12 protein-coding genes are annotated in these 14,826 nt (G+C 64.1%); 7 read left to right on the plus strand and 5 right to left on the minus strand.

Going from position 1 to position 14,826, the window contains the following annotated elements; genetic code table 11:
* Nucleotides 1-932: 932 nt before the first annotated feature.
* The 6 genes from IPV69_RS02475 to IPV69_RS02500 all read left to right on the plus strand — a co-directional run bounded on the left by IPV69_RS02475 (nucleotide 933) and on the right by IPV69_RS02500 (nucleotide 8,767).
* Complete coding sequence (locus tag IPV69_RS02475) at nucleotides 933-1,934, plus strand: TlpA family protein disulfide reductase (RefSeq protein ID WP_206293333.1); 1,002 nt, start codon at nucleotides 933-935, stop codon at nucleotides 1,932-1,934.
* A 175-nt stretch (nucleotides 1,935-2,109) separates the two neighbouring features.
* Nucleotides 2,110-2,637: a crossover junction endodeoxyribonuclease RuvC gene (gene ruvC / locus IPV69_RS02480; RefSeq protein ID WP_206293334.1), complete on the plus strand. Its 528-nt coding sequence runs from the start codon at nucleotides 2,110-2,112 to the stop codon at nucleotides 2,635-2,637.
* Between the two features lie 215 nt (nucleotides 2,638-2,852).
* Nucleotides 2,853-4,238: an MFS transporter gene (locus IPV69_RS02485; protein ID WP_206293335.1), complete on the plus strand. Its 1,386-nt coding sequence runs from the start codon at nucleotides 2,853-2,855 to the stop codon at nucleotides 4,236-4,238.
* A gap of 63 nt (nucleotides 4,239-4,301) precedes the next feature.
* Nucleotides 4,302-5,699, plus strand: a complete 1,398-nt coding sequence (locus tag IPV69_RS02490; RefSeq protein WP_206293336.1) for an MFS transporter — start codon at nucleotides 4,302-4,304, stop codon at nucleotides 5,697-5,699.
* Between the two features lie 228 nt (nucleotides 5,700-5,927).
* The gene (gene eno, locus IPV69_RS02495) at nucleotides 5,928-7,214 is read left to right on the plus strand and encodes a phosphopyruvate hydratase (protein ID WP_206293337.1); all 1,287 of its coding nucleotides are present in this window, start codon (nucleotides 5,928-5,930) and stop codon (nucleotides 7,212-7,214) included.
* Between the two features lie 158 nt (nucleotides 7,215-7,372).
* Nucleotides 7,373-8,767: a hypothetical protein gene (locus IPV69_RS02500; protein ID WP_206293338.1), complete on the plus strand. Its 1,395-nt coding sequence runs from the start codon at nucleotides 7,373-7,375 to the stop codon at nucleotides 8,765-8,767.
* Nucleotide 8,768: 1 nt separating this feature from the next.
* On the opposite strand, the gene IPV69_RS02505 is transcribed toward IPV69_RS02500, so the two are convergent.
* Nucleotides 8,769-8,942, minus strand: a complete 174-nt coding sequence (locus tag IPV69_RS02505) for a hypothetical protein (RefSeq protein WP_206293339.1) — start codon at nucleotides 8,940-8,942, stop codon at nucleotides 8,769-8,771.
* A gap of 78 nt (nucleotides 8,943-9,020) precedes the next feature.
* On the opposite strand from IPV69_RS02505, the gene tsaB reads away from it, so the two are divergent.
* A complete protein-coding gene (gene tsaB, locus IPV69_RS02510; RefSeq protein ID WP_206293340.1) occupies nucleotides 9,021-9,749 on the plus strand; it encodes a tRNA (adenosine(37)-N6)-threonylcarbamoyltransferase complex dimerization subunit type 1 TsaB in 729 nt (242 codons plus the stop codon).
* Here the strand turns inward: tsaB and IPV69_RS02515 are convergent.
* The 4 genes from IPV69_RS02515 to IPV69_RS02530 all read right to left on the minus strand — a co-directional run bounded on the left by IPV69_RS02515 (nucleotide 9,738) and on the right by IPV69_RS02530 (nucleotide 14,779).
* Nucleotides 9,738-10,589: a DUF4190 domain-containing protein gene (locus tag IPV69_RS02515; protein ID WP_206293341.1), complete on the minus strand. Its 852-nt coding sequence runs from the start codon at nucleotides 10,587-10,589 to the stop codon at nucleotides 9,738-9,740. The two genes, tsaB and IPV69_RS02515, sit on opposite strands and share 12 nt — an antisense overlap.
* Nucleotides 10,590-10,773: 184 nt before the next feature.
* Nucleotides 10,774-11,226: a flagellar export chaperone FliS gene (fliS, locus tag IPV69_RS02520; RefSeq protein WP_206293342.1), complete on the minus strand. Its 453-nt coding sequence runs from the start codon at nucleotides 11,224-11,226 to the stop codon at nucleotides 10,774-10,776.
* A gap of 157 nt (nucleotides 11,227-11,383) precedes the next feature.
* Nucleotides 11,384-14,443, minus strand: coding sequence for a flagellar filament capping protein FliD (fliD, locus tag IPV69_RS02525; RefSeq protein ID WP_206293343.1), 3,060 nt, complete (start codon nucleotides 14,441-14,443; stop codon nucleotides 11,384-11,386).
* 96 nt (nucleotides 14,444-14,539) lie between these two features.
* Nucleotides 14,540-14,779, minus strand: a complete 240-nt coding sequence (locus IPV69_RS02530; RefSeq protein ID WP_206293344.1) for a hypothetical protein — start codon at nucleotides 14,777-14,779, stop codon at nucleotides 14,540-14,542.
* Nucleotides 14,780-14,826: the final 47 nt, after the last annotated feature.

Raw genomic sequence — 14,826 nt, forward strand, 5'->3', positions numbered from 1 at the left:
ACCGTACAAGCGTGTGGGTGCCGGTGGGTTCCTCTGTCGGAACTCCCCGATGCCCGGTCTCCGTGCGCCGGCCGGCGGGTGTGATCCGTGGGCAGAGGCGTCTACTCCTCGGGGAACGCGTCTTGGTCCGGGGATCGACTGGCGATCGCCGATGACCGCCTGGTTGTTGGCATCGTGGGTGGTGACGCCCTGGTTGTGGCATGGGCATGCACCCATGCCCGTGTCTGTTTCGAGTGTCGGCCGTGCCCGGGCCAACGAACCGGCCCGGGAGATGAGAACCACCGCAAGTCCGTCAGGGGCGGAGCCGCTACGGCTGGGGCGATCGGTCTTGATCGCGCCGTAGTGGTCTGGTTTGGTGTCGTCGAGACGTAGAGACTTGGAGACGTAGAGACGTAGCTTGCGCCGTGATCTATCACTTGGGTTCCTTCGGCAATCTGCGTGTGGCGGAGTGGCGTCCGCGGGACCCGCTGGCGGTTTCGCCGACGCAGCGGCGCTCATGGGAGGTGCTTCGTAAACACATTCTCGGGTTCGTTCGGCGTGTGACGCAGCATCACTCGGCGGGAACACCGCTGGTGCCCTGCGGGATACGGTGGGGTGAACCCCACCCTACCTTCGGCCCCGGGTTCGTTCGGCAGGGACGCCTTGGGTTCGTTCGGCGACCGCCAGCGATTGGCTGTTCGGTGTTCGGCTTCATCCTCGGGTTCGTTCGGCCATGGACGAAGGAGCGCCGGGGAACACGACCCGCCGCCGGATGCGCCAGAACATCGAATTCCCCAAATCAAAGCCACCGCACTGGGTTCGTTTGGCGAGGTTGCTTCGGGTTCGTTCGGCGGCTTCGACATTGCGTCGAACACCTTGCCGAGGATATCGTTTCATGCGGCGCGGTCGTCGACCGCCGACCGATCGGGGTTCCTTTCCTATAAAGGTGCAACATGTTGCGATCGACGTCTCGTCAGGTTCGGTCCTTTGTCTCGGCTTCGATTCTTGCGGCGATGCTGGCCGTTGCGATGCCCGCGTCGGCGGATGTGAAGGACTTTCCGCCGGGGTCGTTTTCCGACGGGCAGCGGTACTCGCTGGAAGACATGCAGGGCAAGGTGGTCGTGCTGTTCTTTTACGACCAGGACTGTCCCAAGTGCCGCGGGCTGATTCCCGAACGCAACAAGGTGGTGGACCAGTTCGCCGGCAAGCCGGTGAAGTTCTTCGCGGTGGCGGCGGGGGACACGCTGATCGACGCCAAGAGCTACGTCGCCGCGACCCGGCTGAAGATGACGACCTTCTCCGACCTGTTCGGCGTCATGCAGGCGCGGTACGGGACGGGGACGATCTCGCTCCAGAACATCTACCAGTTCCGGGTCATCGGGCCCAAGGGCAATGTGGTCGCCAACTCGATGGAGCCGGCCGACATCGAACGGGCGCTGTCGGGTGCGATGTGGAAGTTTAAGGACGCCGGCTACGACCAGCGGCTGATGCCGATCATCGACGCCTTGGAGTGGGGCCAGTACGTGCCGGCGGTTCGCGAGCTGAAGAAGTACACCAAGGGCGGCAACAAGGCGACGATGGAGTCGGCCAACAAGCTGTGGGACACGCTCAAGACCGAAGCCAAGGGATGGATGGACGAGGCGACCAAGAATATTGAGACCGATCCGGTGAAGGCGTACGACACCTACGTAAAGGTCAGTGCGGCGTGGGTGGGTGAAGACCTCGGCAAAGACGCCGACACCGCACTCAAGTCGCTCGCGAAGAACAAAGCCGTCAACGACGAGCTGGCGGCCCGCAAGATGTTCGAGAGCATGAGCGTGGCATCGGCCCGGGCCCAGGCGACGCAGAAGCAGGCGTTCGTCGCCCAGGCGCAGGCGATCGCCAAGAAGTACCCCGAGAGCCCCACGGGCAAGAAGGCTGAGGCGCTCGCGACGGAGATGGCGAGCGCCAAGTGAATGGTGTCATGGCTCGACCGACGCCTGGCGATCAATGACGAATGACGAAATTCGAATGGCGAATGAATGTTCGAATGGCCGAATGACTCAATGAACTGCTCGTCTGACGATTGGATCATTGGATCTTGAGCATTCATTCGTCATTCGGATTTCGACCTTCGTCATTGGTTACTCCATGAAGATCCTCGGCATCGATCCCGGCTTGCGGCTGACTGGCTATGGCGTCATTGACTGCCTGGGGCTGAAGTCCAACCTGATCGACGGCGGGGTGATCCGGCTGGATACCAAGGCGTCGATCGCCGACCGGCTGGTGGAGCTGGAAACGGAGTTGGAGGCGATCATCGCCGAGCACAAGCCGGCGGCGTGTGCGGTGGAGCAGTTGTATGCCCACGTGACGCACCCGCGGACGTCGATCCTGATGGGCCATGCCCGAGGCGTGATCCTGCTGGTAGCCAGGCGCAACAAGCTGGCGGTGCACGAGTACGCCGCCAACAGAATCAAGCAGGCGATTGCCGGCCACGGTCACGCGGCGAAGGTGCAGATGCAGCGGGCGGTGCAGTTGATCTGGAATCTCCCCGAGCCGCCCAACCCGCCCGACGTTGCCGACGCACTGGCGGTGGCGCTGTGCTGTGGGCACGCGCTAACGAACCCCGTGGGGATCACGAAGCGGACGGCGAGGCGATCTCCGCCACGCCGGATCTGAACGGTAGACTGGGTTCGGGCGTGGAATGGGTGGCATGGGCAAGCGTACTCGCTTGCCCATGCCACCCGACAATCCCTCTCGCTGAATCCTGGTCTTCGCGGCGTACCACTCAGACCCGGCGTGCATGCTTCGCACTCGGGTGGGCATCAAGGATTGCCTTCGTCACAAGATAAGTTGTTTGCCTACTGAAGTCGGCTTCGCTAGCCTCCGCAGTCATGCCAACCGACAGCCGCGTTTCCGACCCGCCGGTCGGAGGAAGTTCATCGTTGACCGCCGAAGCACTGCCACTGTCTCAGGAGCCGACCCAGCGCGCGTCCCGCTTTCGCTGGGTGGTGCTGGTGCTGGTGTTCCTGGCGATCACGATCAACTACGTCGATCGGATGGTCATCGGGTTGCTTGCACCCGACTATTTGAAGCAGCCGAAGGGGCCGCTGAGCGAGTCGGAGTTCGGCTACATCGGTACGGCGTTCGGGTTGTCGTACGCGCTGGGACAGGTGCTGAGCGGCCGGTGGCTTGACCGCGTGGGCGTGCGGATGGGCTACGCTGTGGCGCTGGCGGCTTGGAGCATCGCGTCGATGCTGCACGCGGTGGCAAGGACGGCGGTCGGCTTCGGGTTCATGCGATCGCTGTTGGGATTGACCGAATCGCCGGCCTACCCCGCTGCGACCAAGACCCTCGCCGAGTGGTTCCCCAAGAAGGAGCGGGCACTGGCGATGGGTGTCGCCAACGCAGGCGCGAATGTGGGCGCGGTCATCGCGCCGATCGTCGTGCCGCTCATCGCGCTGCACTTCGGTTGGCGATCGGCGTTCGTGGTGACGGGTGCTGTCGGGCTCGTGTGGCTGCTTCTGTGGATTCCGCTGTATCGCCGACCCGAAGAGCACCCCAGGGTCAACGCCGCCGAACTGGCCCACATTAATTCCGATCCGCCGGAATCAACAGGCAAGATCCGCTGGGCGAGCCTCATCACCTACCGGCAGTCCTGGGCGTTCATGATTGGCAAGGCGGTGACCGATCCGGTCTGGTCGTTCTACCTGTTCTGGCTGCCTTCGTTCCTGAAGAAGAACCACAACATCACCGGAACCGATGTCATCCTGCCGATGGCCGTGGCGTACATCATGGCCGACGTCGGCAGTATCGCCGGGGGTTGGCTCAGCAGCACGCTGATGCACCGCGGCTGGGGCGTCAATTCGGCACGCAAGGTGACACTGCTGACGTGCGCGCTGATGGTCGTCCCGGTGATCGCGGCGGTCTACACGACGCACCTGTGGGTGGCCGTGATTCTGGTCGGCACGGCACTGGCGGCGCACCAGGGTTTCAGTTCGAACCTCTACACGCTCGTGTCGGATATGTTCCCCAAGCGAGCGGTGGCCTCCGTGGCCGGGCTTGGCGGCATGTGCGGGTATCTCGGGTTCGGCTTGTTCTCGGCTGTCACCGGAATCATCCTGGAGCGGAACGGTCAGAACTATACGCCGGTGTTCATCGTTTGCGGTCTGGCGTATCTGCTGGCGTTCGCGGCGATTCACCTGCTGGCGCCGAAACTGGAGCAGGCGGAGTTCCCGGAGGAGCCGGGTTTTGAAGTCGTGCCGCCGCCGCCGCGCTAACGACGTGGCCGGCTCGATACCAGGTCTGGTCTTCCGTCCCGAGTACCGATTTACCCCCGCCCCATGGAACAAAAGCCGCTGCCCATTCAGTATCAGGCCGCTGATGCCAACCTGCCGACTGCGATGCACGTCGTCGATCAGGAAGCGCTGGGCCGCGCCCGCCGCAAGGCCTACCTGCGGCTGCTGCCGCTGCTGTTTCTGTGCTACGTGATAGCATATGTCGACCGCACGAACGTCTCGATCGCCAAGCTGGAGATGACCAAGGCGCTTCCGGGATTCGACAACGCGGTGATCGGGCTGGGCGCGGGCATCTTCTTTCTCGGCTACTTCCTGCTGGAGATCCCCGGCGCGCTGATCGTCGAACGCTGGAGCGCCCGCAAGTGGATCTGCCGCATCATGCTCACCTGGGGCGCGATGGCCGCCCTCACCGCGCTGGTGACCAAGCCCTGGCATTTTTACGGCGTTCGCTTTCTGCTGGGCCTGGCCGAGGCGGGGTTCTTTCCAGGTGTGATCATCTATCTGACGCACTGGTTCCCGGCTCGAGACCGGACGCGCGCCCTGTCGTACTTCCTGGTCGCGACGCCTTTGGCCCAGATGATCAGCCCGAAGATCTCCAACGCGCTGCTGAAGATTGGGACAACGGAAACGGTCAACGGCGTGCTCGTCCATCATCCGCAGGTGTTGGGTATGTCGGGCTGGCAGTGGGTTTACGTGGCATGGGGTGTGCCCGCGATCGTGCTGGGGATCGTCGTGCTGTTTATGCTGACCGACCGCCCGCGCGACGCCAAGTGGCTCACCGCCGAGGAACGCGACGCGCTCGAAGGGGAGATCGAGAACGACCGCACCAAGGCCGCCAAGGGCAAGCGGATGACCTTCGGCGAAGCCCTGCGGAACCCCCGGGTAGTGCTGCTCGCGCTGGCGTATTTCTTCTGTGTCAGCGGGACCTACGGCATCGAGTACTTCCTGCCGAGCATCCTCGAGCGCTGGTATTCGCTGAAGATCGACGCCATCACCTGGCTCATAATTCTGCCGCCGGCATTGGCACTGGGCGGACAGTTGTTCGTCGGCTGGAGCAGCGACCGGTTGCGCGAGCGGCGGTTGCACGCGGTCTTGCCGATCATGCTTGGCGTCGCGGCGCTGGTCGCGGCGACGCTCAGCCGCGGCACGCTGTCGCTGACGATCGTCTGCTTCATGCTGGCATTCACGGGGATGAAGTCGTACCAGCCGGCGTTCTGGGCAATGCCGAGCCTATTCCTGACCAAGTCCGCCGCCGCCGGAAGCATCGGGTTGATCAATTCGGTCGGGAACCTGGGCGGATTCCTCGGGCCTACGGTCATTGGGTCGGTCGAGAAGTGGACTGGATCGTTCGAAGGCGGTCTGTACTACCTTTGTGTTTCGATGACGATCTCGGCGCTGATCCTGTTCTTCCTGGGCGTTGGCAAACGTGAAGCGGCTGCCTGAGGCGTTCGCGCCTGATCGCGTCCCACCCAAGTGTGGCGTCAAGCGTTTGATGGTACGTCCACCGGTTTGACACGCCCGGCACAGCGCATAGACTCCGCCCCGGCGCGGGGAGAACTGCCGTCGGCACTGCGCCGCCGCCGCTTCTCACGCCGGAACAACTGCAATCGCAAGGAGCGCCTTCCCCGGCGGCCGGATGTCCCGGTCTGCGGGTGCATGGGGCGAATCATCATGAGCCTGAGCATCGAATACATCCAGGGCCGTCAGATCCTCGATTCCCGCGGCAATCCGACGGTCGAAGTCGACGTCATTCTCGAAGACGGCACCATCGGCCGCGCTGCCGTCCCCTCGGGCGCCAGCACCGGCGAGCACGAAGCCTGCGAACTGCGCGACGGCGACAAGGCGTACCTGGGCAAGGGCGTCACCAAGGCCGTTGACAACGTCAACACCAAGATCGCCCCGGAGCTGATCGGCCTGGACCCGCGCGACCAGGAACACATCGACAACCTGATGATCGAGCTCGACGGCACGCCGAACAAGGCGAAGCTGGGCGCCAACGCGATCCTGGGCGTGTCACTGGCCGTCGCCAAGGCGGCTGCCGAAGCCTCGGGCCTGCCGCTGTATCGCTATCTCGGCGGCCCCGGTGCTCGCACGCTGCCAGTGCCGATGATGAACATCCTCAACGGCGGCAAGCACGCCGACAACACCGTGGACTTCCAGGAGTTCATGATCCAGCCCTGGGGCTTCGACAGCTTCAGCTCGGCGATGCAGGCCGGCGTCGAGATCTACCACGCCCTCAAGAAGATCCTTCACAAGGCCAAGCTGAGCACCGCCGTCGGCGACGAAGGCGGCTTTGCCCCCGACCTGAAGGACAACGAAGACGCGCTGAAGTACATCGGCGAGGCCGTCACCGCCGCCGGGTATGAGTTCGGCAAACAGATCTTCGTCGCACTCGACCCGGCCGCCAGCGAGCTGTGGGATGCCGAGAAGAAGGGCTACAAGTTCTTCAAGAGCGCCCCCGACAAGATCCTTAGCAGCGAACAGATGGCCGACTACTGGGGCAAGTGGGTCGAGAAATACCCGATCCGCAGCATCGAAGACGGCTTCGCCGAGAACGACTGGCATGGCTGGAAGCTGTTCACCGACCGCGTGGGCAACAAGATCCAGCTCGTCGGCGACGACCTGTTCGTCACCAACGTCAAGTTCCTGCAGAAGGGCATCAGCACCAAGACCGCCAACTCGGTCCTGGTGAAGGTGAACCAGATCGGCACGCTCTCCGAGACCCTGGCGACCGTGAACCTGGCGATCCGCAACGGTTACTCGGCGGTCCTGTCGCACCGCTCGGGCGAGACCGAAGACAGCACCATCGCCGACATCGCCGTCGCGACCAACTGCGGCCAGATCAAGACTGGTGCCCCGGCCCGCAGCGACCGCGTCGCCAAGTACAACCAGCTCTTCCGCATCGAGGAGCAGCTCGGCGAACGCGCCGTGTATGGCGGTTCGTTCTGGAACAAGTAAGGTCGTGAGGCAGGGCGGGCACCGCCCTGGCCTACGAGAATCCATCCCATCGCATCCAGCCGGTCCCTGCGCGTTGAGCGCAGGGACCGTTTTTATTGAACCCGGCGGCTCCGGATGGTCGATCCTTCCAAGGCGCGGCCGCGCACCGGAGGGTTCCGGTGCGTCGCTGTCGACGTGCAGCGACGATCCTGATGACACCGCTCGACGGCTCACCTTCGCCCGACACCGCCGACGACGGCGGCCTTGCAGCCGATCCGGCTGCGTCGCGTGCCATGGCCCGCGACGTGGTGATGGGTATCGTAGAGGCCGTGGTGCGGTCCGCCGCGGCCAAGCCGGAGTTGGATGGGTTCATATCTCCTGAGGTTCGAGCGGATAGCGTTCCGGACCCGTCTCTTGCCCCGATCGCCGAGGACGATGACGAGCGACAGGAGACCGAAGAATCAGACGACTGCTACCAGGCACACTTTCTTGAAGACGACGAGCCGGAGACGGACTACGTCGCCCATATCGAGCCGGCCGAGGACCGTCCTGCGATTCCAGCGGAGGCATTGGCCGATCGCATTGCAAAGGACGAGAAGAGCCCCGCGGCGATCGTGAAGCTCGCCGGTCGCGACGCCCTGACGGCGGCGCTGATGGGGATCGAGCCGGCCGCAGAGGAACCAGAGATCCAACCCGCGCCGGCCGCCGAAGTGATGGCGCCAGCGGATGTTCCGGGGATGGGCAGTGACGAACTGATCGCGCCCCCGGCCGTGCAGATCGGCGGCGTAGAAGCCATCGCCGATCACGCCATCACCTACCACGACGCCGCGCGGCCACCACTGGTCGATACGGACGACGCCGGCCCCAGTCCCTACGCCGATATCGCCGCCAACCAGGGTGCCCGCTCGACTTTCGTTGCGGATTCCGACGACCTGCCACCGTCGGAAGAATCGCCGGAGCTGGCGGCGGAGCTGTTCGCGAGCGATGAAACGGAAACCGTCGCAGGCAGCCTCGACTATGCCGATGTCGCCACCACAACGGCGACCGTGGAAGCCGTGCCTTACGCCTTCGAGGACGAAGGCGCCGCGGCGCTAGAAGAGGATCGGCCGGCCGTCACCGGCGGTGGGTGGACGATCCCGCTGCTGTGTCTTGGCATCGCAATCATCGCGTTCTGCCTGGTCATCCCGCAGGCCGACGCCAACCGCCGGCTCGCCTACGAGCGGTCGTCGTTGCGTGCCGATCTGGAGTCGATCCAGGCGCAGGTGGCGACCAACGACGAGTTCCTGCGTAAGCTCGCGAGCGACCCGACGCTCGCCGAGCGACTGGCACAGCGGCAGTTGAACCTGCAGCGGGCGGGGACCAAGGCGCTTGCGATCGGCCTGCGCGACAACGGTACCTCGCCGTTCGATCTCGTGAAGGTGCCACCGCCGCCCGCCGTCGAGCCGTACGAACCCGTCGGCGGCAAGCTGGCGGCGATCTGCCGGAACGGTCACTCACGGCTCTACCTGATGGGCGCGGGCCTGTTCGTGCTCGCTGCCGGCCTGGTGCTGGGTGCTTCCCCGCCGCGCCGGTAGGTCAGAGTGAACGGATCCAGGCCCAGTACGCACGTACGAGCCAGACAGACCAGAGCGTCAGCAGGGGGATGAACGCCAGCAGGGTCAGCGGTCGGTCGGGGGCGATGAAGACCGACGCGACGAGCAATGCCAGTCCTGCGATCACAATCACGTAAAACGAAATGACTTTCCACATCGTGTTTCTCTCGAGTCAGCCCGCTGGCGAACGGGGTTCGGGCTGTTTCTATCTCCGCTTCCGCGTATCCTGAGTCGGATGATACGCGGGTTGGCCATCGAAACGTCCGGCAGGCTGGGATCGGTCGCGCTCGCCGTTGACGGCACGTCAGTTGCCGAAGACCGCTTTGCACACGGACTTCAGCATGCGGCCGAGATCATTCCGCGCATCGATGCCCTTTGCAAAGCACAGGGGTGGCGGCCGGGCGAGATCGATGAAATCTACATCTCCACCGGTCCCGGATCGTTCACCGGGCTGCGCATCGGTGTGACGCTCGCCAAGACGCTGGCTTTCGCAACCGGTGCCCGCATCGTCGCCGTGCCCAGTGCACGCGTGCTGGCGTACAACGCGCCGGCAGAAGCACAGAACGTGGTGATCGTGCTCGATGCCAAGCGCGACCAGATCTTTACGGCCCGCCTGGCCAAAGGTGCGACCGGTCAGGCTTCGCCTCTGACCGGCGACTGGAACTTCCAGGAGGAGCCGCGACTGGACGCGCTGTCGGCGGCGCTGGCGCGATCGCCAAGGCCGGTGCACCTGGTCGGCGAAGGCATTCCCTTCCACAGCAAGTTCCTTCCCACCGACGATGGCGTCATTCTCTCGCCCGAGGCCAACTGGACGGCGCGGGCGACAGTCGTGGCCATGCTCGGCTACGACATGGCCCGCCAGGCGCGCTTCACGACCCCTGACGAACTGCTGCCGGTTTACATTCGCAAACCCGAGGCCGAGGAGAAATGGGAAGCGGCACAAGCGGCGGCGTCAGAACTTTGAAATCATCATCAGCGACAATGCACACCCGATGACCCCCAGAATGATGCCGGCGATCGCCATGCCCTTGCCGCCGCCGTCACTGCTCTTGCTGATCTGCGAGAACGCGATCAGTCCGAACACCAGCGCCAGCACCGGCGGGATGACTGCGCACGCCGCCGGAATGCCAATGATGCCCAGCACGAGTGACGCGACGGCAAACCCATTGCTGCTGCCGGCGGCTTCGAGCGTTGTGCCTTCCATCGTGAAGGGCATGCCGCACGCCTTGCAGTTGTTGGCGCTGATGGCGCTCATTCCCGCGCATCGGGGACATCGAATCGCCTGCTTGCCGTCGGAGGTACGAATGATTCCCGGGGCGCGGTCGCCGGCGGCGGCGTAGGCGTGGACCGGATGCGGGTCCTGCTTGATGATCTGGTTGGTCTTGGGGTCGATCAGCCGGCCGTAGCGATCCAGGATCGGAATCGTGATGTTGTTGCCGCAGGTGGGGCACTGGCCTTCCTGGGCCGCCATGGACTCGGTCGCTTCGAGCCGCGACGAGCAGAATCCGCAGTTGAAACCGTAGCGGCGGCCGACCGGTCGCTGCATGAACGCGTTGCCGGGAATCTGCCCGTAAGGGTTCTGAGGCGGCGGCGCAAAGCCGCCGGGGTAGGCATCCTGGTAGCCCTGAGCCCCTGCCCCCGATGAAGACCCCGCATGCATCGCCGCCAGCGCCGCCGCAGGATCGGGCGCGGACGACGGTACCCGGAGCACCGTCTGGCACTTGGGGCACTTCATCAGTTGCCCCACGTAGGCGTCATCGGCTGACAGGTCCGTGTGACAGACGTGGCAGGGGAAGACGATCATGACCGCAGCAGCCTATCCGAAACCGGCGGGCGCGTCAGTAGGCAGTAGGCAGTAGGCAGTAGGCAGTAGGCAGTAGGCAGTAGGCAGTAGGCAGTAGGCAGTAGGCAGTGAACTGCTAGGTGCGCAGGCGAGAGCTGGCAAGCTTCTGGCTAGATTTATTCTCTGCCTGTCGCCTACCGCCCGCTCACGCCGACATTCGGATGCTCTGTTCCATCCGGTCGTCCGGCGCGGGCATGTTGATGCCCTGTGCGGCCTTGGCGGCCTTGTCCTTGCCTAGCTGTTGAAGAAGCATGGACCAGGTCTCCCGCTGGTACTTGAGGACCGAAACGGCCTCGTCCAGATCTTCGACCCGGTGATCGATGTTCGCCTCCACCAGCTTCCGATAGGCAAAGTTGTAGAGCCCGGCGAGCTTGGCACACAGTTCGGGGCTTACTTCGTGGCGAAGGGACGAGATCATCTCAGTGATGATCTTCTGACATCGCGAGATGTTGTTGTAGCTCTGTTCCCAATTCTTGGCGAGTAACGCAATCCGTCCCTGCTCGGCAAACCGCAGGGCGCCGTCGAACAGCATCATTTGAAGCTGTTCCGGCGTCGCCGTCAGGACACGGGTGCGGAGATAGCTCTGGGCTGGGTTCATACGGCCGTCGATTAGAGACCATTTGTTCGCGCACGCGACTGCTGTTTCTATCGGTCGGGAAGGGGTTTAGGCTTTGGTGCGAAAGATTCGGGCTGTCGCGAAATGCGTTTCTCGGACGTGGGGCTCGCGTTCAACGTTCGAGCCCGAAAGCGATCCCCTACGCCGCCTTCGTCGATGACAACCCCGACAGCGCCGACTGCTGGTTCTGCAGCCCGGCCAGCACGCTTTCCATGTTCGCGAACTGTCGTTCGAGCCGCGCACGCTTGGACGCGACCAGCTTGTCGATGTCGCTCATGCGCTTGTCGTATTGGCTGTTCTTGTCGTCGATCTCGCGATTCTCGCGGGTGATGACGCCGTCGGCGGGGTCGACCAGCAGATTCAGCCGGCGTTCGATCTGGAATCCGAACCCGCCGCCGGTCTGCCGGCGAAGATCGGTATAGATGTCCTTCCCGTCGTTCGTGCCGGACGAGAAGGTCCCGCTGATCCCCAGGTCCAACGCCGCGGCCGAACCGTTGAGCGTCGTGATGGCGAAGGTCGAACCGCCGGTGGTGTTGTCGACGATCTTCAGTCCCTTGCCGTTGTCCTTGATCGAAGCGCTGATCTTCCCGGCCGCCCCATTGTTGATCGACTGGATCAGGTCATTAAGCGTACCGGCCGCGTCGACCGTCACGTTGAAATTGGTGCCGTCGCGCAGTGTGACCTTGAAGTCGGGTGTCCCGCCGCCGACGGTTCGGACGCCTTTGTTGTCGTTCAGGATGCCGAGCCTGGCGGTGGATGTCAGCCCGCTGGCGGCCTGCGTGAAGAGGTTCTTGACGGCTTCGCCGTCGGTGGCGAGTGCTTCGCGGAACTTGTCTTCGTCAAACTCCAGCTTCGCCCCGGAGCCGATCTTGATGCCCACATCAGCCAGGATGCGATAGCGACCGGCGCCCTGCACCAGTCCCTGGATGGACAGGTACATGTCGGTCTCGACCTGCTGGATGGTGGACTCGCCCAGCAGCAGTCCGCCCTCCTGCTTGTCGGTGTCGTACTTGGTCAATTCCTTCACGCCGTCGGCGATCTCGTTGAACGTGTCTACGAAGGTTTTGATCTCCTTGACGACATTGTCCGGGTTGCGAGCCACATTGAGCGTGACCGGCTGGGAACTCACGCCGTGCAGATCGAGATTCACGCCGGGAATGACCCCGGTAATCTGATTGCTGCTGGACGTCACCAGCAGGGGCTGGGCCGTGCCGACACCGCCGACAAAGACCGCGGCGTCCTGGGCATCGACCAGGTTGCTGGCATCGAGCCCGGTCGCCCCGGCGTCGAAGGTGATGCGGCCGCTCACACCGGCGTTGAACGCGGTCAGCGACAGCCGGTAGGGGGAGACTCCGGACCCATCGTTCAGCACGTTGGCGGCGGCACCAAAGCTCAGCGTCTTGATCTTGTCTGTGACGGACTGGAGCGTGTCGGTGGCCAGCACGGCGACCGTCTTTTCGTAGCTGCCGTCGAGGGTGGTGCCGGTGGCTTCGCCGGCGAGATTGAGGTCGCGGGCGGTGGTGCCGGTGACGTTTTCCACCTTCAGTTTTCCGGCCCCGCCGGTGGTGTCGGTCAGGAGCAGGCCGTCGCCGTTGGTGTTGATGGACGCCGTCACGCCGGTCGCGCTGGAGTTGATCGCGGTGATGATGTCGCCGAGAGACTTGCCCGTCGCGTCGGCAATGTTGACGGTGGATTGCCCGCCGGATGCGTTGGTGATCCGGAACGAGCCCGGCGTTACCCCTTTGCCGCCGTTGAGCTTGGACAACGAGGTCGTTTCACTGAGCCACTTGATCTGCAGATTTGCTCCCCGGGCAATGGGGGTGGCGGTCGAGAAGGTGCCGGCGATTCCCAGACCTGCTGCTCCGGTTCCGCTGACGTCCGCGATCACAAGGTTTCCGGAGCCGCCGCTGGTATCGGCGATCTGAATCCCGTTGCCGGCCGCGTTAAGGGAAGCCTTGATGTCGAGGCCGGCGTCGTTGATCGTCTTCAGGATCTCGTTGACCGTCTTCGCGCCGCTGAGGTTGATGTCCTGGTCGGCACCACTGCGGTCCTTGATATTGATCGTGCCCAGTGTCAGCCCCGCGCCGCCCTTGAGGTTCCGCACCAGGACGGTGTTGAGGCCGGCGATCACGTCGTTGCCGTTGAGGGTTGCGCCGGTGCCGTTCTTGGCCAATCCCAAATCGGTTGCGGCCTTGGAGCCGGTCGCGTCGGCGACCGAGAGCGTTCCGCCGCCGCCGGTGTTGTCGGTCAGGCGAATGCCGTTGCTGCCGGCGACGAGGCTGGCGGTGAACTTGCCGCCGGAGGCGTCGTTGATCTTGGTCAGCACCTCGCCGATGGTTCGCGCCGTGCCGAGTGTGACGTTCTTCGTCGATCCGTCGCGGGCGGTGACGACAAAGTCCGGCCCGGCGGCCTTGGTGCGTACGCCCAGGCTGTCGTTGAGCGCCGACAGCGGTGTGTTGGCACCCAGATAGTTGATGTCCGTCCCGTTGAGCGTGTTCGCCGCGACCGACTGAACGAGCCCCAGGTCGGCGGCGGCCCGGCCGTCGGCGAGGTCGATCACGGACAGGTTCTGGTCGGTGGAGCCGGTGGTGTCGGACAGGACGATCTTGTCGCCATCGACGCTGGCGCGAACGCCGATATCGAGCGAGGTGTTGATCTTCTTGATGACGTCGTCGAGCGTGATCGCCGACGAGATGTCGACCACGGACGACGACCCGCTGCGGTCGGTGATGCGGAAGAGTCCGCGGTTGACGCCGGCACCGCCGTTGAGCAGCGCCAGGGGCGTCGAGACGTTCAGGTTCCCGCCGCCCATTTCAATGCTGATGGTGCCGGCTTTGACCGTGGACGTCGGGTCGGCGTAGCCGCCGGTCACCGACTGCTGGCTGGTCACCAGGCGTGCGACCTGAAACTGGTAGCTGCCGACGGCGGCACCGGGCGAGGTGGTCGCGGTCAGGACGTCTTCGTCGTTACTGGTTGCTGTGGCGGCGGTGAAGGTGCTGGGCCGCTGGAAAGTGCGGGCGGAGGTGGTGAGGGTGGTCAGCTTGCCCGAGATGGCAACGTAGGCCTCTCGCTGCAGCGACAGTTTGTCCTTGCGCGATTGCAGGAGCGTCTTGGGACGCTCCTCGAGCTTCATCAGCTGATCGATGATGTCTTTGGAGTTGATCCCGCTGATCAACCCCACGGAACTGCTGATGCTCATGGGTGTCGGGCGGCGTTCTGGCCGATCACTTCGCCGGCGACTCCATCGCCGATACGCCGCGACCTTCGTGGCCCGCCGTCAACGCCTCCGTGCGTACTACATCGACCAGATCCTCGACCGTGGATAACCCCAGCCGTCCCGGTGCGAGGTTTGCGTGGCGGTCTCCGCCGGCGCGTTCTCGGCCGAGTGATCAGAGCTCTCGAGTTCCAGGTGGGCCGCGGCCATGTCGTCGGCGAGATGATCGAGCAGCTCGGGCCCGATAATCACCTGTTCGAGCCGCCAGCGCCCCATGAAGCGCCGCTGGGCCTGACGAACCGCACGAATCTGCTCGGCCAAGGAAGACAAGTCCCGCATGCCCAAAAGCCTCCGGAAGTTCTCCATCG

It is taken from the genome of Humisphaera borealis (genome assembly GCF_015169395.1).
Lineage (GTDB): Bacteria > Planctomycetota > Phycisphaerae > Tepidisphaerales > Tepidisphaeraceae > Humisphaera > Humisphaera borealis.